The following is a 19,819-nucleotide window of genomic DNA, read 5'->3' on the forward strand; positions in this document are numbered from 1 at the left end:
GGTACCTCATCGTGCCGGCTAATCGCCCCCAGCAACGTCGGGCTCGGTAGGCGTTACGGCTGGCCGAAGAACCCGGCCTGGTTATCGCCCTGGTTGAAGGCACCCGAGGAGTTGTCACCTGAGTTGGCGACACCGGAGCTGGCATTACCGGAGTTTGCGATGCCGGTGCTGGCCACGCCCGAGTTGTAGATGCCGTTGTTAAACATGCCCGTGTTGAAGAAGCCCTCGTTGGAGTTGCCCGAGTTAAAGAAGCCGACATTCGCGTCGCCAATATTCTGGAAGCCTGAGGTGGAGTCGAAGACGTTCGAGTTCATGTTCCCGAAGCCCGAGGTAAGGTTACCCGAATTATTGAAGCCCGAGACGCTGGTGCCGGTGTTACCGAAGCCCGAGACCGAACCAGGCTGATCGACCGTGCTGCCGATGCCGGTGTTGACGTCACCCGAGTTGAATAGGCCTGTGTTGAGATCGCCGGCATTTCCGAAGCCGGTGTTCAGATTGCCCGAGTTGAACGAGCCAGTGTTTCCACCGATCCCGCTGACCACACCGCCCGAGTTGAAATCGCCGGTGTTGGCCAAGCCCGCGTTTCCGGAGCCCACGTTGACACCACCTGCGTTTCCATGGCCCATGTTCTGGAAGCCCGCGTTACCAAAACCGAAGTTTGTGTTACCACCGTTCCCAAAACCGGTGTTGAAGGGTCCCCCGTTCCAGAAGCCGGTGTTGACATCGCCCGCGTTGCCGAAGCCGGTGTTGCCGTCCCCGGAGTTAAAGAAGCCCACGTTGCCATTGCCGGAGTTGAAGAAGCCAATGTTGTTGTTCCCAGAGTTCCCGAAACCCATGTTCCCGATTCCCGAGTTCAACGCACCAATGCCCACCAGATTGTCACCGGTGAGCCCAAAACCGATGTTGTTATTGCCGTTGTTCCCAAAGCCCAGGTTGTTGTTACCGAGGTTGCCGAACCCGATATTGCTCATCCCCATGTTGCCGCTACCCACGTTGAACGAACCAAAGTTCCCGCTACCGAGGTTTGTACTACCGACGTTGCCGCTACCCAGGTTTCCGTCACCGAAGGCGTTTCCGAAACCGAGGTTTCCGTTGCCGAGGAGGTTCCCGCTGCCAAAGTTGAGATTGCCTTGGTTGCCGTTGCCGAAGTTGGTGTTACCAATGTTGCCGCTCCCCAGGTTGGCAAAGCCCCAGTTTCCTCCGCCCAGGTTGGCATTGCCGGTGTTGCCGCCACCCAGGTTCAGGCTGCCAAAGTTCCCGCTGCCCAAGTTCAACAAGCCGACGTTTCCGCCACCCAGGTTCCAGCTGCCGATATTCCCCAGACCCGTGTTCAGCGCCGGCGGGGTGACAGCCGCTGTCGCAGCCGCCGGAGCGGCAAACATGCTAGCCGCGCCGCCGGAAATCGCGCTGGCCACCTGACCCAACCCCGGCAGGCCCCGCAATGCCTGCTGCCACGATGGCAACGCCGCCGCGGCCGCCGATGCCCCGCCGTGATAGCCCACCATCGCGGCCACATCGGCGGCCCACATCTGTTCATACATCGCCTCAGCGGCCGCGATCGCCGGCGCATTCTGCCCAAACAGATTCGACAACACCAACTGCACAAACGCATTACGGTTGGCCGCCACCAGCATCGGATGCACCGTCGCCGCCCGCGCCGCCTCAAACGCACTGGCCACCGCCTTGGCCTGAGCCGACGCGCCAGCGGCCCGCGCCGCCGCAGCAGCCAACCACCCCGCATACGGCGCCGCCGCCGCGGCCATCGCCGCCGCCGCCGCACCCTGCCAGGACTGACCCGCCAACCCCGAAGTCACCGACCCAAACGAGGACGCCGCCACCGCCAACTCCGCGGCCAAACCATCCCAAGCCACCGATGCCGCAAGCATCGGCGCAGACCCCGCACCGGTAAACATCCGCAACGAATTAATCTCCGGCGGCAACACCGAATAATTCATCAGCCCAGCCCCTTCCCCTACAGGACGTCCCGGCCAATGACTCAGGCAACGGTGCACGTCTCTGTACTCGTAGAACAAACTGTAGGAAAACGGCGCGACGAATAACGGCGATTTCGTGAAAATTCTGTTTCCCGTCAGAAGCACGCCACCCTCGGCCGCCTCGTTTGCGCAGGCCTAGAGCCCGCGGTCGGGGGGTGCGGTCTGGATCTCCAAAGCATCTGCTGCTGCACGGATCTCGGCTAGCCGATCAGGGTCCGACAACAGCGCCGTCATCGCGAACTCGACGATCTCGTCCGGGCTGACCGCGAATTCCGGCAGCGCCAGGGCGTCGAACAACGCCTGCACCAGCCTGGCAGCCGATAACGGATGCATTGCGCGCACATCACCTTCGCCTTGGCCGGTCTCGATCAGGCCAACCAGCGCGCGTTCCATCTCCGCGACTAGCTCCCGCTCCGCGACGAAGGATTCCTGATGCAGGTCCGGGGTGATGAGGATGGAAACCAGCACATAGGGCGAAGCATGCAGGTGGTCCAGGGATTCCGTCAGCCAGCGGTGCAGCTTGACCACCGCCGGAACCGGCATCGCGGTGATGTGACCGAACAGCTCAAGCGGCCACTCCACGGCGAGCCGCACCAGGGCCGCAAGGATATCGCGTTTGGCCGAGAAGTGTTTGTAGATGGCCGGCTGCTCCACCCCGACGGCTGCGGCAATGTCTCGCGTCGAGGTGGAGCTGTAACCCCGCACAGCGATGAGCTCGGCGGCGGCCCCCAGGATGCGGAGTGCCGTTGGGCTCCAGCGGCCGGCCTGCCTCGGCATGCCGGCAAGGCTAGCTGGCACCTGGGTGGTCGCCAACCAGCGCCATGGCGAGGTTCCGGTAGAACGCGAGCATGCCGGGCCATTCTTTCGAGCTAAGGTGACCCCGTTCGGCGAATCGCGAGCCCGCCCCAACCTGCACGGCCTCTAGTCCGAGCCGGTCCTCGTCATTGATCATCGCCATCACGAACTGCGACGTCTGGGCTGTTGCTGCCGCATCGGCGGCTAACTCGGGGGTGGTGAGCACGCCGCCGAGCACCTGCACCCGGTCGATGCTTTGCGGAATAAAGCCGAACCACACCACCCGCTCGCCCGCTATGGCCAGCGCGCTGTTCGGAAACGTCCACAACACGACCAGATTACTTTTCTGAACCTCGTTGAGCTGCAACGACTTCGCTTCTACTGGAACGGTGAAGGGAACCCTGAGGCGCAACGCCCACCGCGAATACTGCCGAACGTCCAGATCGCCCCCACCAGGAACGAACGGCTCCAGGGTTTGGCGATGCAGGCCGAGCACGTGGTAGTTCTCATGACCATTTTCCGCCGCCACCTTCCAATTAGCTCGCCACTCATGCGACCACGACTCGACCTGCACCATCTCACCGAGCCGATAGCCGGCGAATTCGTCGTCAGTCAGGTCCAGATGCACCGCGATTGGTTCGGCATCGGCATCCAGGTTGATCCACACCAATCCATTCCAGGTGGCCACGGCGAACTGCGGAAGCCGGCACTCCCTACGGTTGAAGTCTAAGTTGGCGGCCATATGGGGCGCTCCGCGCAACCGGCCATCCAGCCCATAGCGCCACAGGTGGTATTGGCAGGTCAACGTGTCGATGCGCCCCGCACCGGGTTCCACCATCAGCATCAACCGGTGCCGGCAGATCGGCGAAAGAGCGTGCAGCTGCCCGTCGACGTCCCGCACCACCATGACCGGCTCCCCTGCGACGGACACGGTGACGTAGTCACCGGTCTTGGCGAGTTGGTCGACATGCGCGACAAGCATCCAGGACCGGTTGAAGATCCGTTCCCGCTCCAGCTGCCACAGCTCCGATGAGGTGTAGGCGGCCGGCGGCAGGCTTAGCGCCGGTGGATTGTCGTCGAGGTAATCCCCGATGTCGGTAAGGATGTCTCCGAGCTCGGCTCGGTTATCAGTTGATAACATACCCTCCATGTTATCGATTGATAACCGATTGTCAACAGCGCGCACCGGCCCGACCGGCCAGCCGGCGGTTCACCTCGAGAACGGACGGGTGGCCAGCACGTAGGTAGCCAACACGGCCAACGGTGCCGCCAACGGCAGCCATGGCACTTGCAGCGGGAACGACGTCGCAGCCAACCCAGCGAACGTGAAACCAACGGCGGCAACGGTCGTCGGCCAGCTCCCGGCGACAACACCGGCCCCGTATCGGCACACCAGGTAGACGGCGGCGCAAAACCCCGACAATGCGGCAAGCACATGCGTCGGGCCGGACACCACGATCATCACCACCGACAACACCACGGCAAGCGTTGCCGCCAGGCGAAACACCGCCGCCACCCCTACCGCAATCACCGCGGCAAGCCCCACGACAACAGCCAGCCCGTGCGATCCCACAGCGGCCGACCCCACCATCATCAGTCCGAACACCGTGGAGAGCCCACGAGTACCCGGGTGCGCAAACGAGGTCATGGCAGCCTCGCCCGGCTAGCTCTGCCCCGTCCGCGACGACGGCGATTGGGCAACGCACCCATCGACTGCTGAAGCGAGTGATCCGCCGGCCAGGACAGCACGTCGACCCCGATGGTGGCCATGTCGCGATACATCGCGGAGCGCTGCAGCGCCCACATCCGGACCACCAGGGGATCCAGTTGGTCCTGGAGCGGACAGCTATCAAGAACGTCGACAGCAACCACGACGTGGCCGCGTTTACGCAGGTCGATCAACGCCAGCGCGAACTCGCTATCCAGCAGCGTGGAAAACGCAATGACAACCGCTCCTGCGGGAACAGCTGCGCGCGGAGCCAGCGTCCCGGTGGTGTTTTCGAACCCTTCCCCGGCGCCGAGCACGGTGTCGAGCACCCGATAGAACTGGCGCTGCCCGATGTCGGCGCCCAGCCATCGCGGCCGATTGCCGCCCAGCGCAACGATCCCAGCACGGTCACCGTTTCGCAGCGCGGTTTGCACCACCTGAGCAGCACCCCGCACGACTCGTTCGGTGGCCTCGGTCGCCGGACCCGCCGGCTGTCGATACATGTCGATCAACACCACCACGTCAGCGGCCCGGTCGGTCAACCGCCTTGTCACGTGCAGTCGGCCACGGCGCGCGCTTACCACCCAGTTCACGGCACGTAGCTGGTCGCCCGGGACATATGGGCGAATGTCGGCGTATTCGACACCCGGCCCGACGTGCCGGGTGAGATGAGCTCCCAGGCGGTCGAGCAATTCGGTCTGCGGCAGTGGCGTCGACTGCGGCGGTGTCAGCGGAAACACGACGATTTCGGCGGCGTCGACGGTTCCGGCTCCCATCAACAACCCACCGCGTGCGACGACGGCGACCCGGGCCCGGATAGGATAGCGCCCCCAGCGTTGCGCCACCGCGGAAACCGTTGTCGTCCGGCGTGACACGGATTCCAGAGCTTCGAACTGTATTCCCGCCAACGCCGATACCGTGAGTTCGACCGCGGCGTCCACGGATTCCGTTGTGACCCACACGGTCACTCGCACATGTTCGTTCTCGAAACATCGCTGCGAATCCGGGTCACCGTGCACCTGAATCACCGGGACCGGACGCTGCCAGCTGATCGAGCACAACACGCCGAGCAGCGGCGCCGCGAACGCAATCAGCTGCCAACGACCAGCGACGACCGCTGCGGCTAGCGCAACTCCGGCACAGGTGGCAATCGCCAGCGTCAGTTGTGATGCACGCCAGCGCAACTCGACTTCACACGTTTGGATCACATCGCGCCGTAGTTCATCCAGCCAACCCGCTACGTTCCACTAATTCGGGGAACAGGCAGACGCCGCAACAGCTCTGAGACCACATCAGCGCCTGCAATCTTGCGCACCCACATCTCCGGGCGCAATGTGATCCGATGCGCGACGGCCGCGGTCGCAAGTTCCTTGACATCTTCGGGTATGACGTAGTCCCGGCCGAGCAACAGAGCGCGGGCACGGGAGAGCTGGACCAGGTCGAGTTCGGCTCGCGGGCTGGCGCCGACGGCCACCTGCGGATGGTGCCGGGTAGCGTTGGCCAACGACACCACATAGTGCAAGACGTCCTCGTGCACGGTGACCTGCTCGACCGATTCACGCATGGCCAACAGATCGTGGCAGTCCACCACCTGATTCACCGTCGGATCCGCAGAACCGCGTTCCAGGCGACGGCGCAGCATCGAGGTCTCGTCTCGCTCGGAGAGGTAGCGCAGTTCCAACCGGATCGCGAACCGATCCAGTTGCGCCTCCGGCAGTGGATATGTGCCCTCGTATTCGATCGGATTGTCGGTCGCCAGAACGATGAATGGCATTGCCAGTTTATGGGTTTGGCCATCGATGCTCACCTGGCCCTCGGCCATTGCCTCCAACAGTGCCGCTTGCGTCTTCGGCGGCGTCCGGTTGATCTCGTCGGCGAGCAACAGGTTGGTGAAAATAGGCCCGGCCCGGAATTCGAAACGACCGGACTGCATGTCATAGATGGTCGAGCCGAGCAGATCGGCCGGCAGCAAATCAGGCGTGAATTGCACTCGGGTGAAATCGAGCCCCAACGCGGCGGCGAAGGATCGCGCGATCAGCGTCTTGCCGAGGCCGGGGAGATCTTCGATGAGCACGTGGCCACGGGCGAGCACGGCGGTGAGGATGAGTGTCAGTGCAGAGCGCTTCCCCACCACCACACGTTCGATTTCGTCGAGCACCGCCTCGCAGTGGGCGGTGGTCGTCGCGGCCGGCATAATCATCGTTGAGTCATACCTGTTCTAACTTCTGCAGAATTTCTTCCAGTGCCGCACGGCCGGGGCCTGGTTGACGGTCGCCGGTGTGCGTCACATTGTTCGGGTTGACCCATTCCCACAATTCGTCGCCGAAAAGCATTCGGCCGGTGGCAGCAAAGGCAACCGGGTCTTTGGCCTGTCTATGGCCGGTGGCGATTTCGAACCGTCGTGCGAGCATCGGACGCAAATGCCGGTCCCAGTCGGCTCGAGTGGACTCCGACCACCGGATCGTCGTCTCGGTGTTGGAGAGCCACCGGCGCAACCCCTCCCCCAGATCGTCGGAGTCCGGCGCAGCCGTGAGTTCGTCCCGGTTGCCCAGCATCCGGCGGACGTTGAGCAGCACCAGAGCCAGGGCGAGCCCCGACCCGGCGAGCACGAGCCGACGGTCGTGCAGTATCAGCGCCAGCAGCTCAATCCCCACGATGAGGAAAATCCCCAGGGCGATAAGCCTTTTCATATAGCGGTCCGAGTGCTCAGTTCGTCAAGAACCAGTCGAAGCAAACGCATCGCCACCTCACGGTGCTCCTCGTTCATCACGTGCGGGCTAAAACGCGCCTCGGCGAACAGGCTCACCAACGCGGCGGCACTAGCACCATGGAGCGCACGGTGTTCGACGGCTCGGGCCAGCACCTCGGTCGGGGTGTCGAAGTCCTGAGGGGCAACACCGGGAACATGCGACAGTTCACGCTCCATCGCCACGTAACACGCAATTATCGCCTCCCGTGGTTCGCGGCGGAGGTCGGCCATCTCGGCCAGTCCGATCTCGGCGGCACGCGCCAGTGATTCCGAACGCGCCGAGGGCGCCGGAGACTCGATGCGATCGCCACTGATACGAGCCGGTGCCGACTTGCGCTGTCGTCGCGAGGTAATCAGCGACCCCGCGACGACCATCAAGAACAGGCCGATTGTGCTGGCAAAGAGAATGCCGAGCACGTCGTCATTGTTGTCTTGCGGCGGTTGCGGGCGCGACGGCGTGGTGCTGGAAGCATCCGGCGTAGCGGTTGAATCCGGTATGGGCGCAGCAGGACCGACATCATCGGGCACGAACAACCGTGCCAGCAGTATCGCAATCAGCAGCCAGGCCAGGATTGTCCCGAGTCCGAGCAACAGCACACGCCAGTTCGGACGCCCTGCTGCACCGCCAAGCATTGCCGAGAGCTCCCCCGCGCTGGGCGCCACCGGGAGCGGATGTCGCAACCGGGTGATGATGGCGAGCGCTATCAGCGCGAGCGTCGCGGCAAGTGCGGCGACAATGAACATCAGCGCCGCCCGGCTGCCGCAGGCCGCCGCGAGCGGTGCACCGTCGTCGGCCGGCAGGTGGCCGCGCAGGGCAGCGCCAGCAAGCATCAAGAGCACGATCACGACGACGACGCGCCCTGTCGGTTTGTCACTACCGGGCTTAGTACCGGGCATACGCACACCACTCGACCGGTTGCCAGCCGCCATTGCGGCCTGGGGGTTGGTTCAACCTGGCTTGGTTCATACTGGCACGTCAGACGACACTGCCGCCAGGAGCGGCGCGGTGGACCCCTCGCACGACGATCGCGGTGGTCTGGTCCACCCACGCGTCGTCCAGCATGTCGTCCGGGTACAGCAGCATCCGCAGCATGGTGGCGCCCCCGATCAGCTCGATCAACCGGTCCGGGTCCACGTCGGGATGCGCCTCGCCGCGGTCGACGGCCTCGCGCAGGCGCATGCGCACAGCGGCGAATAAGTCGGCAAAACGCGCCAGCACCCGGGCGTTGAGTTCAGCGTCTGCGGTCATATCGGCTACCAGACCGGGTAACGCGGCCCGCACCACCGGGGTGGTGAACACATCGCGGGTGGCCGCGATCATCATTCGGATGTCGGCGGCGATATCACCGGCCGCAGCCTGCAGCGCGGTGGGCGCGGCGGGAAACGCGGCCTCGTGCACTAGTTCGGCCTTGCTCGACCACCGCCGGTACAACGCCGATTTGGTGGTGCCGGCGCGTTCGGCGACCGCGGCCAAGCTGAGGTTCGAATACCCGATCTGCACAAGCAGTTCCGCCGTCGCCGACAGGATCGCCGAGTCGATGCGCGGATCACGCGGCCGCCCGGCGCCGGGGGCCTTGTCAAGGGAGGGCAGGTCTGCTTTCATAACGCTACCTAAAGTAGCGTAATTGCCGCACCAGGGAGGCGCTTGTGGCCAACGAACCGGCAATCGGAGCCATCGACCGACTCCAGCGCTCGAGCCGCGACGTGACCACCCTGCCGGCGGTGATATCGCGCTGGCTGTCGAGCGTGTTGCCCGGTGGGGCGGCACCCGAGGTGACCGTGGAAAGTGGCGTGGACTCCACCGGCATGTCGTCGGAAACCATCATCTTGACCGCGCGGTGGCAACAAGATGGGCGATCGATCCAGCAGAAGCTGGTGGCGCGGGTGGCGCCGGCCGCCGAGGACGTGCCGGTGTTCCCGACGTATCGGCTTGACCACCAATTCGAAGTGATCCGGCTGGTCGGAGAGCTGACCGACGTTCCCGTCCCGCGGGTGCGCTGGATCGAGACCACCGGCGACGTGCTGGGAACTCCGTTCTTTCTGATGGACTACGTCGAGGGCGTGGTGCCGCCCGACGTCATGCCGTACACGTTCGGTGACAACTGGTTCGCCGACGCGCCCGCCGAGCGCCAGCGCCAACTGCAGGACGCCACCGTCGCAGCGTTGGCCACACTACATTCAATCCCTAACGCCCAGAACACGTTTAGCTTCCTCACCCAGGGCCGCACCAGCGATACCACGCTGCACCGGCACTTCAACTGGGTACGGTCCTGGTACGACTTCGCGGTGGAAGGCATCGGTCGATCCCCACTACTGGAACGGACTTTCGAGTGGCTGCAAAGCCACTGGCCGGACGACGCTGCCGCGCGCGAGCCGGTGTTGCTGTGGGGGGACGCGCGGGTGGGCAACGTCTTGTACCGAGACTTTCAGCCGGTGGCGGTGCTGGACTGGGAAATGGTGGCGCTGGGTCCACGGGAACTCGACGTCGCGTGGATGATATTTGCGCACAGGGTATTTCAGGAGCTTGCCGGTTTGGCGACGCTGCCGGGTTTGCCGGAGGTGATGCGTGAGGACGATGTGCGCGCCACCTACCAGGCGCTTACCGGCGTGGAACTTGGTGACCTGCACTGGTTTTACGTGTACTCCGGGGTCATGTGGGCATGCGTGTTCATGCGCACCGGTGCGCGGCGAGTGCACTTCGGCGAGATCGAGAAGCCCGACGATGTGGAGTCGCTGTTCTATCACGCCGGCTTGATGAAGCATCTTCTTGGAGAGGAGCACTAATGCCGCAAATGCTAGGCCCACTCGACGAGTACCCGCTACATCAGCTTCCCCAGCCGATCGCCTGGCCGGGCTCCTCCGACCGCAACTTCTACGACCGCTCCTACTTCAACGCCCACGACCGCACCGGGAACATCTTTCTGATCACCGGTATCGGCTACTACCCCAACCTGGGCGTGAAAGACGCGTTCGTGCTGATCAGGCGTGCGGACATACAGACCGCGGTGCATCTTTCGGATGCCATCGACTCCGACCGGCTACACCAGCACGTCAACGGTTACCGGGTGGAGGTCGTCGAGCCGCTGCGAAAACTGCGTATCGTGCTCGACGAAACCGAAGGTGTGGCGGCCGATCTCACCTGGGAGGGCCTGTTCGACGTCGTCCAGGAACAGCCGCACGTCTTGCGCTCCGGCAACCGGGTGACCCTGGATGCGCAGCGCTTCGCGCAGCTGGGCACCTGGAGCGGCCGCATCGTCGTCGACGGCGAACGGATCGCCGTCGATCCGGCGACCTGGCTCGGCAGCCGGGACCGGTCCTGGGGCATCCGGCCGGTGGGGGAACCAGAACCGGCGGGCCGGCCCGCCGACCCACCCTTCGAGGGCATGTGGTGGCTGTATGTGCCGTTGGCCTTCGACGACTTCGCCGTCGTGCTGATCATCCAGGAAGAACCCGACGGGTTCCGCTCGCTCAACGACTGCACCCGGATCTGGCGTGACGGCCACGTCGAGCAGCTGGGCTGGCCGCGGGTGCGGATCCACTACCGCTCCGGCACCCGCATCCCGACCGGGGCGACGATCGAGGCAAGCACCCCCGACGGCGCGCCGGTGCACTTCGACGTGGAGTCCAAACTGGCGGTGCCGACCCATGTCGGTGGCGGCTACGGGGGTGACTCGGACTGGTCACATGGCATGTGGAAGGGCGAGAAGTTCGTCGAGCGAAGAACCTACGACATGACCGATCCGACGATCATCGCGCGGGCCGGCTTCGGCGTCATCGACCACGTCGGTCGCGCGCTATGCCGCGACGGCGACGGGAATCCAGTGCAGGGCTGGGGTCTGTTTGAACACGGGGCGCTGGGCCGCCACGACCCATCGGGGTTCGCCGACTGGTCTACGGTGGCGCCCTAGGCGCTTCAGGCTTACTTCGGCACCGGTGAGGCTATCCGCATTCGCGAGTCCAGGGTTCCTGGGCGCCGGCCGGGAAACGGCCCGAAAACGACGGCAGCCGGAATAGCCGACCGGAACCGCCGAAATGCGGTTGACTAGAGCGGTGACAAACCCACCGTGGACTGTCGATGTTGTCGTGGTGGGCGCTGGCTTCGCCGGGCTGGCCGCGGCCCGCGAGCTGACGCGACAGGGTCACGAGGTGCTGGTGTTCGAAGGCCGCGATCGGGTGGGCGGCCGCTCGTTAACCGCTCGCGTGGCAGGGGTGCCCGCGGATATGGGCGGCTCGTTCATCGGCCCGACCCAAGACGCCGTGCTGGCGTTGGCCACCGAGCTGGGGATCCCGACAACCCCGACCCACCGCGACGGCCGAAACGTCATCCAGTGGCGGGGATCGGCACGCAGCTATCGTGGCACCATCCCCAAGCTGTCGCTGACCGGGCTCATCGACATCGGCCGGTTGCGTTGGCAATTCGAGCGAATTGCCCGCGGCGTTCCGGTGGCCGCCCCCTGGGATGCGCGGCGCGCGCGTGAACTCGACGACGTGTCGCTCGGGGAGTGGTTGCGCTTGGTGCGCGCCACATCGTCCTCGCGGAACCTGATGGCCATCATGACCCGGGTGACCTGGGGTTGTGAGCCCGACGATGTCTCGATGCTGCACGCCGCCCGCTACGTACGCGCGGCCGGCGGCCTGGACCGGCTGCTCGACGTCAAAAATGGTGCCCAGCAGGACCGTGTGCCGGGAGGGACACAGCAGATCGCCCAGGCGGCCGCCGCCCAACTCGGCGCACGCGTCCTGCTCAACGCCGCGGTGCGTCGCATCGACCGGCACGGAGCGGGTGTGACGGTCACGTCCGATCAAGGTCAGGCCGAGGCCGGGTTCGTCATCGTCGCCATTCCACCGGCCCATCGCGTGGCCATCGAGTTCGATCCCCCGCTGCCGCCGGAATATCAGCAGCTCGCCCACCATTGGCCGCAGGGCCGGCTGAGCAAGGCCTACGCGGCCTATTCGACGCCGTTCTGGCGGGCCAGCGGGTATTCCGGCCAGGCGCTGTCCGATGAGGCGCCGGTGTTCATCACCTTCGACGTCAGTCCGCACGCCGACGGGCCAGGCATTCTGATGGGGTTCGTCGATGCTCGCGGGTTCGACTCGCTACCCATCGAAGAGCGCCGCCGCGATACATTGCGCTGCTTTGCGTCGCTGTTCGGCGACGAAGCGCTCGACCCCCTTGATTATGTTGACTATCGTTGGGGTACAGAGGAATTCGCGCCGGGTGGTCCGACCGCGGCGGTACCGCCGGGGTCGTGGACGAAATACGGTCACTGGTTACGTGAGCCGGTCGGTCCGATCCACTGGGCGGGCACCGAGACCGCGGACGAATGGACCGGGTATTTCGACGGCGCCGTCAGATCCGGTCAGCGTGCCGCCGCCGAGATCGCCGCCCTGCTATGAGCTGATCCGCCGGTCCCGGACGTGCCGGGTCACCGATTCGGCCAGCGCCCGCAGGTGGCTGTTCACCTCTTGGTGCCGTTCCAGCATCGAGCAGTGGCCGCCGGGCAGTTCGACGAGGCCGACAACATTGGGCGCGGTGCGGGCAATCCTGCGGGACTGGCTGATCGGCGTTAGTCGATCACGTACGCCGCCGATCACCAGGGTTGGCACCGTCAGACCATCCAGGTTGAGGTGCGCCGACCCCACCTCCTCGACGAGCATCTTCGCGCAGCCGCCGCGCCCCGCGGCAGACGTCTGGGTGAACAACTCATAGACCAGTCTCGTGGCGCTGGGGTCCGCGTCGGCGGCGACCGCCAACATGGAGATCACGTGCCGGCTTAAGGCCCTGGCCGCGCCGGGGAGTGGAAACCCGCCGAACGTGTTGACCAGGCTCCGGCCGGCCAGCACCCGAACCGGGGACAACTCGCGTGGCACCGACAGCAGTTTCACCTTGCGCACCAGGTCGCCGGTGGTGGTGTTGATCAGCGCGACGGCGTCCGTGCGGCGGCGGACTTTGTGGCGGTAGCGGTCCGACCAGGCGGCAATGGTAATGCCGCCCATCGAGTGCCCAGCGACCACCGCACGCTCGCGCGGGGCCAACGTAGCGTCCAACACCGAATCGAGGTCGGCCGCAAGGTGATTGAGGCTGTAGGCGCCACGCCGTGGGACACCGCTTCGACCGTGGCCGCGATGGTCGAAGGCGATCACCCGGTAGTCGCCGGCCAGGTCGGCGATTTGGTATGCCCAGGCCCGGATGGCGCAGACGAAACCGTGCGTCAGCACAATCGGATAGCCGTGAGGCGGCCCGAACACCTGGGTGTGTAACGGGGTGCCGTCCGCCGCACGGACGGTCAAGGTGCGGCTAGGCGGTAGGACGTCTGGAATCTGGGTAGCCCCGCTGCTTCGAGTGGGTCTCCGAGCACTCATCGCCGCTCCCCCTTCGACGCGGCCCCGTTGCCGCCTTCCGGATGTCGCCCACTCTAGCGTGCAGTTACTTACGGGTAGCTGGAAATCGCTGAAGCATAGGATCACAGAATAATAACGTCGCGGCCCCTGCTCTCAGCTGGTTTCGCATCGCCAGCCGATCAGTAGTCGTCTCAGTAATCGTCGAGGGCGGCCACGTTGCGCCAACTCGGCCACGTCGTCTCCCAGATCCGGTGAATTCGGCCGTTGCGGTAGGCGGCAATGAGTACCACCTCGATGCGGGTCGGCTCCTCGCCAGGTCGCGACGTGGTGATCCACACCCGCCCGGCAACCTTGTCTGGGGCCTCTACCCATGCGTGCTCGTCGTATTCGACCGCGTAGCTGATCGCCGTGGCGTAGAGCTTGCGGTGGCTATCGCGGAATTTTGCGAAGCTCTGGCTCAGCCCGTCGGAGTACATCAGGAAGTCTGGGTCGTAGTAGTGCTCGATCAGCTCCGCGTTTTTGGCGACGACCATCCGATCGAACATTTCCCGAAGCAGCGCAACGGACATTCGGCGATCCTAAACCCTGGCCGCCGGCCATCTCACAACGTGAGCGTGGACGAATCCCCATCCATTGCGATGACGAGTTCAGACCGGACGGGCCGTTGCCTGATCAATCAGGACCTCCGCTGCCGCTCGGGCGTGCGCCCAGGGGCCGGCATCGTCGAGGGAGGTGGACAGTGCGGCCGCGCCCTCGAACAGCACGGCGAGTTGATTGCCCAGGCTGCGCGGATGCGCTGCGCCGGCTTCTCGGGCCAGCCGGGCGAGGCCTTTGATGTAGTCGCGTTTGTGCGAGTGGACGATCCGCTCGACTCCGGGCATCTCCCCGGCCGCCTCGACCGCCGCGTTGTGGAATGGACAACCTCGCATCCGCCCATCGCCCCTGTTTGGACGATCGAACAATGCGAGCAGCCGCTCGCGTGGTGTCGCGTTGGATGCCTTGGGCATCTTGTCGGCCTCGCCGGCGGCTTGCCGGAGCCCGCGCAGGTACTCCTCCACCAACGCGGACTTACTCGGAAAGTGTTGGTAGAGAGTCCGCTTGGATACCGAAGCCTTGTTCGCGATCAGTTCGACCCCGGTGGCGTTGATGCCCTCGCAGTAGAACAGCTCTGCAGCCGCCTTCAAGATACGCTGACGAGCGCCGCGGCCCCCGCGCCTGGGGGGTTCCGTTGTTCTGGTGACCGGCGGCATAGTGCTGAGTATACCGACCTGTTTACAACACCCCTTAGCGCGTGTACCGTCAAAGCACAAAGTACACCAATCGGTTTACTGCAGGAGGTCTCATGACTTCACTAGCCGAGCGGACCGTGCTCGTCACCGGCGCCAACCGCGGCATGGGCCGCGAATACGTCGCTCAGCTTCTCGGTCGCAAAGTGGCAAAGGTCTATGCCGCTACCCGCAACCCGCTGGCAATCGACGTTAGCGATCCGCGCGTGATTCCGCTCCAACTCGACGTCACCGACGCGGTGTCGGTCGCCGAGGCAGCCGACTTAGCAACCGATGTCGGCATTCTGATCAACAATGCCGGAATCTCCCGGGCGTCCTCGGTGCTCGACAAGGACACATCCGCGCTTCGCGGCGAGCTGGAGACGAACCTGTTCGGACCGCTCGCGCTGGCCTCCGCGTTCGCCGACCGCATCGCCGAGAGATCCGGTGCCATCGTCAACGTTTCCTCGGTACTCGCCTGGCTTCCCCTTGGCATGAGCTATGGAGTGTCCAAGGCGGCGATGTGGAGCGCGACGGAGTCGATGCGTATCGAGCTGGCGCCGCGCGGTGTGCAGGTGGTGGGCGTCTACGTGGGGCTGGTCGATACCGACATGGGTCGATTCGCCGACGCGCCGAAGTCCGATCCTGCCGATGTGGTCCGCCAGGTGCTCGACGGAATAGAGGCTGGCGAGGAGGACGTGCTGGCCGACGAGATGAGCCGTCAGGTGCGCGCGTCGCTGAATGTCCCTGCGCGGGAACGTATCGCGCGGTTGATGGGTAACTGAGTCCGAAAGTCGATATGGCCATGTCCGCCAAGGCCTCAGACGATATTGCCTGGCTACCGGCGACCGCTCAACTCGCGGCGCTCGCCGCCAAGAAGGTGTCCAGCGCGGAGTTAGTCGAGCTGTATCTTTCCCGAATCGACACGTACAACGCGTCGCTCAACGCGATCGTCACCGTTGACCCCGACGCCGCCCGACGCGTCGCCAAGCGATCCGATGCGGCACGAGCCCGCGGCGACGAACTCGGCCCGTTGCATGGGTTGCCGATCACCGTCAAGGACAGCTATGAGACGGCCGGCATGCGCACGACCTGCGGTCGCCGCGACCTTGCCGACTATGTACCCACCCAGGACGCCGAGGCGGTCGCCCGGTTGCGCCGGGCCGGCGCGATCATCATGGGCAAGACAAACATGCCCACCGGCAACCAGGACGTCCAGGCCAGCAATCCGGTCTTCGGCCGCACCAACAACCCATGGGACGCCGCGCGCACGTCCGGCGGCTCGGCCGGCGGCGGGGCGGCCGCCACCGCGGCCGGGCTGACCAGCTTCGACTACGGCTCGGAGATCGGCGGCTCTACCAGGATCCCGGCTCATTACTGCGGTCTGTACGGCCACAAATCGACCTGGCGCTCGGTTCCTCTGGTCGGGCACATTCCCAGCGCACCAGGTAATCCCGGGCGATGGGGGCAAGCCGACATGGCCTGCGCGGGCGTGCAGGTGCGCGGTGCCCGCGACATCATCCCCGCACTGGAGGCGACCGTCGGGCCGATGCGGGCGGACGGAGGATTCTCGTATGCGCTCGCTCCGCCACGAGCCGGCGCGCTCAAAGACTTCCGGGTCGCGGTCTGGGCCGAGGACCCGCATTGCCCAATTGACGCCGACGCGCGTCGGGCCATGGATGATGCTGTCGCCGCGCTGCGCGCCGCGGGCGCACACGTCGTTGAGCAGCCCGCCACCATCCCGGTCGATATGGCGGTGTCGCACAACATCTTCCAGAGTCTGGTGTTCGGCGCCTTCGCTGTCGACCGGTCCACCCTCAGCCCAGCCTCCGCCGCCGCGCTCGGATTACGCGCGGTTTGGCATCCTCGGGGCGAAGCCGCCAACGCCCTGCGTGCGACGCTACAGAGCCACCGTGCGTGGTTGTTCGCCGATGCGGCGCGCCACGAAATGCGCGACCGGTGGGCCGGATTCTTCAACGAGTTCGACGTGCTGCTCCTGCCCGTCACGCCCACCCCCGCGCCGCTCCACCACAACAAGGACCACGACCGGTTGGGCCGCACCATCGACGTCGACGGCGTCTCACGCTCGTACTGGGACCAACTCAAATGGAACGCGCTGGCCAACATCGCCGGCACCCCGGCCACCACCATGCCCATCACCACCACAGCTACCGGACTCCCGATCGGCATCCAGGCGATGGGGCCCGCGGGCGGAGACCGCACCACCGTAGAGTTCGCCGCCCTGCTCACCGAAGTCCTAGGCGGCTTCCGCGTTCCCCCTCTTTAGGAACGCTCGGGCAGGGCCGCAATAACCTCGGCGAGCCGATCGGGCTGCTCCGCTGTCGTCAGGTGGCCGCCCGCAAGCTCGGTGATTTCCACCGAATCCGCAAGCCGCTCTCGGGCGAGCCGCAGTTGCTCTCCCTCGAATGGATCCTCGGCGCTGCCCACCACACCAAAGGCGACCTCATCGCCCAGCGCCGAAATGATCCGCGCCAGGTCCCAGCGCGCTGCGTGCTCGCGATGCTCGTCCACGAAGCCCGCCGTGGCGGGCAGCACGCGCACGCCGTCGCGCCGGCTGATCGCGTCGTGGAGCTCCTTCATCTCCGCGGCGCTTAATGGGTATCCGCGCGAGAAGACGGGGCGCAAGAATGGGGCGAACATGCGCCATGAGCGCTGGCCGATCGGCGTGATCGCCGCGCCGAGCGGCGATGTGAGCAGCGGCGTCGTATACCAGGCGTGGGTGTGGCCGTCGGCAAAGATGCCGCCGTTGGCGAGCAGGCAAGCCGTGATTCGGGTCCGCTGATCGTTTCCCGCCCGCTCGCGATCGATCCGCCGCGCCAGCAGCTCAAGGCTGACGATGCAGGAGTAGTCGAAGGCAACGACGACGGTCTGCGCTATCCCCTCGGCGTGCCAGAGGGCTTCGACGAGATCCGCGCGCTCGAAGGTCGAGTACGGGTAATCCCGGGGTTTGTCGGAGTCGCCGTGGCCGATGTAGTCCAGGTAGATGCGGGGGAAGTGGAATCGCGAGCTCAAGAAAGCTTCCACCTTCGCCCAACCGTAGGAACCATCCGGCCAGCCAGGCAGGAACGTTCGCGTGACCCCCGTCCCAGCAGCGCGCCGTATGAACGCGCGCAGCGGCGAACGTGGGTTGATGCCCGGCCGCTCAGCGTCGTAGCCCACCCTCTCCCCAGCGGAGAACCACTCCTGTGCGCTGATGAGCGCGCTCGCCCGGTGCGTCATCGCGCGCTCGCTAGCCGTTGGCGGAGGTTGTCGAGGTCCATGTCGGTGCATCTCCGCAACCAAAGTACACCGATAAGTTTACGTGTCGCATTAACCGATGTACAGTGTCGGTTATAAGTACACCGATCAGTATACAAGGAGTCGGCGTGCCCCAGGGACAGGCCGGCGACATCGGCGCGACATACCAGGACGCGCCCACGAAGAGCATCAATGTGGGCGGAACGCGTTTTGTCTACCGGCGGCTCGGTGCTGATGCCGGCGTGCCGGTGATCTTTCTGCACCACTTGGGCGCGGTCTTAGACAACTGGGATCCACGGGTCGTCGACGGCATCGCCGCCAAGCATCCAGTGGTCACTTTCGACAACCGCGGTGTCGGCGCTTCGGAAGGCCAGACGCCGGACACCGTGACCACCATGGCCGACGATGCGATCGCCTTTGTCCGTGCCCTGGGGTTCGATCAGGTTGATCTCCTTGGATTCTCGTTGGGCGGCTTCGTCGCGCAGGTGATCGCGCAGCAAGAACCGCAGCTCGTTCGCAAGATCATCCTCGCGGGTACCGGACCGGCCGGTGGTGTTGGCATCGGCAAGGTTACTTTCGGGACGATCCGCGAGAGCATCAAGGCCACACTGACTTTCAGGGATCCCAAGGAGTTGCGGTTCTTCACGCGAACCGACAGCGGCAAATCAGCGGCGCGACAGTTCGTGAAGCGGCTCAAGGAACGGAAGGACAATCGCGACAAATCGATTACAGTGCGCGCGTTCCGCTCCCAGCTCAAGGCCATCCATGCGTGGGGCACGCAAAAGCCTTCGGACTTGACGAGCATCGGCCATCCGGTCCTGATCGCAAACGGTGACGACGACACGATGGTGCCCACCAGCAACTCGTTGGACCTCGCTGATCGGCTGCCCAACGCCACGCTGCGCATCTATCCCGACGCCGGCCACGGCGGGATATTCCAGCACCACGCACAGTTTGTGGACGATGCCCTGCAGTTTCTCGAGTCGTGAAGCGATTTCGCATGACCACCAAAGCCACGCCCAGACCAGTTGGATTCGCCGCTCCTCCCCACCGTTTCGCGGTATCGGCAGAGCGCACCCATGGATCTATCACCGCACCGGCGGACGAGTCGGCTGCAAGTTGCGACTCGGCGCCGGATTCCGCAAACCGGTGCCGACACTGCTACTCGAACACCGGAGCCGCAAGTCCGGCAAGAACTTCGTCGCACCACTGCTTTACATCACCGACCGTAACAATGTCATCGTCGTTGCCTCTGCCCTTGGGCAGGCAGAAAACCCGCAGTGGTATCGCAACCTACTGCCCAATCCCGACACCCACATTCAGATCGGATCCGATCGCCGCCCGGTGAGAGCCGTCGTGGCCAGCTCGGACGAGCGGGCGCGCCTATGGCCGCGCCCAGTAGACGCCTACGCCGACTTCGATTCTTGCCAAAGCTGGACCGAGCGTGGGATTCCGGTGATCATCTTGCAGCCACGCTAATAGGCGTCGGCCTGCTCCGCGTGGTCGAGCGATCCCGGTGCGGTTACCCGCTACGGGGTGCTTTCGGCACCGCGATCGGCTAGGCCACCGAGGGAGCAGACATCGAATACAGCGGCCGAATCAAGTCGCTGGACCCGGCAACTCCCACGGGTGTCGTCACTGTCGCCGCGATGACTGGCGGCCGGAAGACCTTTGGCCAGGCGACGTTGAACGTCCGCTTCCGCTGACC

20 protein-coding genes and 1 pseudogene are annotated in these 19,819 nt (G+C 65.0%); 8 read left to right on the forward strand and 13 right to left on the reverse strand.

Annotated elements, in window-relative coordinates:
* Window positions 1-53: 53 nt before the first annotated feature.
* The 9 genes from MCAN_RS16705 to MCAN_RS16745 all read right to left on the reverse strand — a co-directional run bounded on the left by MCAN_RS16705 (window position 54) and on the right by MCAN_RS16745 (window position 8,849).
* Window positions 54-1,955 carry a PPE family protein gene (locus MCAN_RS16705; protein WP_015288465.1) on the reverse strand — a complete coding sequence of 634 codons (1,902 nt, stop codon included), beginning with the start codon at window positions 1,953-1,955 and terminating at the stop codon, window positions 54-56.
* 174 nt (window positions 1,956-2,129) lie between these two features.
* The gene (locus tag MCAN_RS16710; protein ID WP_014001601.1) at window positions 2,130-2,771 is read right to left on the reverse strand and encodes a TetR/AcrR family transcriptional regulator; all 642 of its coding nucleotides are present in this window, start codon (window positions 2,769-2,771) and stop codon (window positions 2,130-2,132) included.
* A gap of 10 nt (window positions 2,772-2,781) precedes the next feature.
* Complete coding sequence (locus MCAN_RS16715; protein ID WP_014001602.1) at window positions 2,782-3,930, reverse strand: aromatic ring-hydroxylating oxygenase subunit alpha; 1,149 nt, start codon at window positions 3,928-3,930, stop codon at window positions 2,782-2,784.
* Window positions 3,931-3,999: 69 nt separating this feature from the next.
* Complete coding sequence (locus tag MCAN_RS16720) at window positions 4,000-4,437, reverse strand: integral membrane protein (RefSeq protein ID WP_003900648.1); 438 nt, start codon at window positions 4,435-4,437, stop codon at window positions 4,000-4,002.
* The gene (locus MCAN_RS16725) at window positions 4,434-5,705 is read right to left on the reverse strand and encodes a DUF58 domain-containing protein (RefSeq protein WP_014001603.1); all 1,272 of its coding nucleotides are present in this window, start codon (window positions 5,703-5,705) and stop codon (window positions 4,434-4,436) included. Before MCAN_RS16725 ends, MCAN_RS16720 begins: the two co-directional genes overlap by 4 nt.
* A gap of 29 nt (window positions 5,706-5,734) precedes the next feature.
* Window positions 5,735-6,697: an AAA family ATPase gene (locus MCAN_RS16730; protein ID WP_003416588.1), complete on the reverse strand. Its 963-nt coding sequence runs from the start codon at window positions 6,695-6,697 to the stop codon at window positions 5,735-5,737.
* A gap of 7 nt (window positions 6,698-6,704) precedes the next feature.
* The gene (locus MCAN_RS16735) at window positions 6,705-7,187 is read right to left on the reverse strand and encodes a hypothetical protein (RefSeq protein WP_003416593.1); all 483 of its coding nucleotides are present in this window, start codon (window positions 7,185-7,187) and stop codon (window positions 6,705-6,707) included.
* Window positions 7,184-8,143: a DUF4129 domain-containing protein gene (locus tag MCAN_RS16740; protein ID WP_014001604.1), complete on the reverse strand. Its 960-nt coding sequence runs from the start codon at window positions 8,141-8,143 to the stop codon at window positions 7,184-7,186. The genes MCAN_RS16735 and MCAN_RS16740 overlap by 4 nt, the downstream gene beginning before the upstream one ends.
* A gap of 79 nt (window positions 8,144-8,222) precedes the next feature.
* Window positions 8,223-8,849, reverse strand: a complete 627-nt coding sequence (locus tag MCAN_RS16745) for a TetR/AcrR family transcriptional regulator (RefSeq protein ID WP_003416599.1) — start codon at window positions 8,847-8,849, stop codon at window positions 8,223-8,225.
* A 44-nt stretch (window positions 8,850-8,893) separates the two neighbouring features.
* On the opposite strand from MCAN_RS16745, the gene MCAN_RS16750 reads away from it, so the two are divergent.
* The 3 genes from MCAN_RS16750 (at window position 8,894) to MCAN_RS16760 (ending at window position 12,643) form a co-directional block, all read left to right on the forward strand.
* Window positions 8,894-10,030, forward strand: a complete 1,137-nt coding sequence (locus MCAN_RS16750; protein WP_003900650.1) for a phosphotransferase family protein — start codon at window positions 8,894-8,896, stop codon at window positions 10,028-10,030.
* The gene (locus MCAN_RS16755) at window positions 10,030-11,154 is read left to right on the forward strand and encodes a hypothetical protein (RefSeq protein WP_014001605.1); all 1,125 of its coding nucleotides are present in this window, start codon (window positions 10,030-10,032) and stop codon (window positions 11,152-11,154) included. Before MCAN_RS16750 ends, MCAN_RS16755 begins: the two co-directional genes overlap by 1 nt.
* Before the next feature lie 142 nt (window positions 11,155-11,296).
* Complete coding sequence (locus MCAN_RS16760) at window positions 11,297-12,643, forward strand: flavin monoamine oxidase family protein (protein ID WP_014001606.1); 1,347 nt, start codon at window positions 11,297-11,299, stop codon at window positions 12,641-12,643.
* Here MCAN_RS16760 and MCAN_RS16765 read toward each other — a convergent pair.
* The 3 genes from MCAN_RS16765 to MCAN_RS16775 all read right to left on the reverse strand — a co-directional run bounded on the left by MCAN_RS16765 (window position 12,638) and on the right by MCAN_RS16775 (window position 14,838).
* On the reverse strand, window positions 12,638-13,609 hold the full coding sequence (locus MCAN_RS16765) for an alpha/beta fold hydrolase (RefSeq protein WP_041180141.1): 972 nt from the start codon (window positions 13,607-13,609) through the stop codon (window positions 12,638-12,640). The genes MCAN_RS16760 and MCAN_RS16765 overlap by 6 nt on opposite strands.
* Window positions 13,610-13,779: 170 nt before the next feature.
* A complete protein-coding gene (locus MCAN_RS16770; RefSeq protein ID WP_015291254.1) occupies window positions 13,780-14,157 on the reverse strand; it encodes a hypothetical protein in 378 nt (125 codons plus the stop codon).
* 78 nt (window positions 14,158-14,235) lie between these two features.
* Entirely contained in the window at window positions 14,236-14,838 is a 603-nt protein-coding gene (locus MCAN_RS16775; protein ID WP_003416617.1) for a TetR/AcrR family transcriptional regulator, read from the reverse strand.
* A 92-nt stretch (window positions 14,839-14,930) separates the two neighbouring features.
* Here MCAN_RS16775 and MCAN_RS16780 point away from each other — a divergent pair, with 92 nt between their 5' ends.
* Window positions 14,931-15,638, forward strand: a complete 708-nt coding sequence (locus MCAN_RS16780) for an SDR family oxidoreductase (protein ID WP_014001608.1) — start codon at window positions 14,931-14,933, stop codon at window positions 15,636-15,638.
* Between the two features lie 14 nt (window positions 15,639-15,652).
* The gene (locus tag MCAN_RS16785; protein ID WP_014001609.1) at window positions 15,653-17,140 is read left to right on the forward strand and encodes an amidase; all 1,488 of its coding nucleotides are present in this window, start codon (window positions 15,653-15,655) and stop codon (window positions 17,138-17,140) included.
* On the opposite strand, the gene mesT is transcribed toward MCAN_RS16785, so the two are convergent.
* A complete protein-coding gene (mesT, locus tag MCAN_RS16790) occupies window positions 17,137-18,093 on the reverse strand; it encodes an epoxide hydrolase MesT (RefSeq protein ID WP_003416627.1) in 957 nt (318 codons plus the stop codon). The genes MCAN_RS16785 and mesT overlap by 4 nt on opposite strands.
* Before the next feature lie 146 nt (window positions 18,094-18,239).
* On the opposite strand from mesT, the gene MCAN_RS16795 reads away from it, so the two are divergent.
* The 3 genes and pseudogenes from MCAN_RS16795 to MCAN_RS23710 form a co-directional block, all read left to right on the forward strand.
* Window positions 18,240-19,100, forward strand: coding sequence for an alpha/beta fold hydrolase (locus MCAN_RS16795; RefSeq protein WP_014001610.1), 861 nt, complete (start codon window positions 18,240-18,242; stop codon window positions 19,098-19,100).
* Window positions 19,075-19,590: a nitroreductase family deazaflavin-dependent oxidoreductase gene (locus tag MCAN_RS16800; protein ID WP_015288470.1), complete on the forward strand. Its 516-nt coding sequence runs from the start codon at window positions 19,075-19,077 to the stop codon at window positions 19,588-19,590. Before MCAN_RS16795 ends, MCAN_RS16800 begins: the two co-directional genes overlap by 26 nt.
* Before the next feature lie 3 nt (window positions 19,591-19,593).
* A pseudogene (locus MCAN_RS23710) lies at window positions 19,594-19,817 on the forward strand ((R)-hydratase); the annotation flags it as partial.
* Window positions 19,818-19,819: the final 2 nt, after the last annotated feature.

The sequence above is a fragment of the Mycobacterium canetti CIPT 140010059 genome, from assembly GCF_000253375.1.
In the GTDB taxonomy this organism is placed as follows: domain Bacteria; phylum Actinomycetota; class Actinomycetes; order Mycobacteriales; family Mycobacteriaceae; genus Mycobacterium; species Mycobacterium tuberculosis.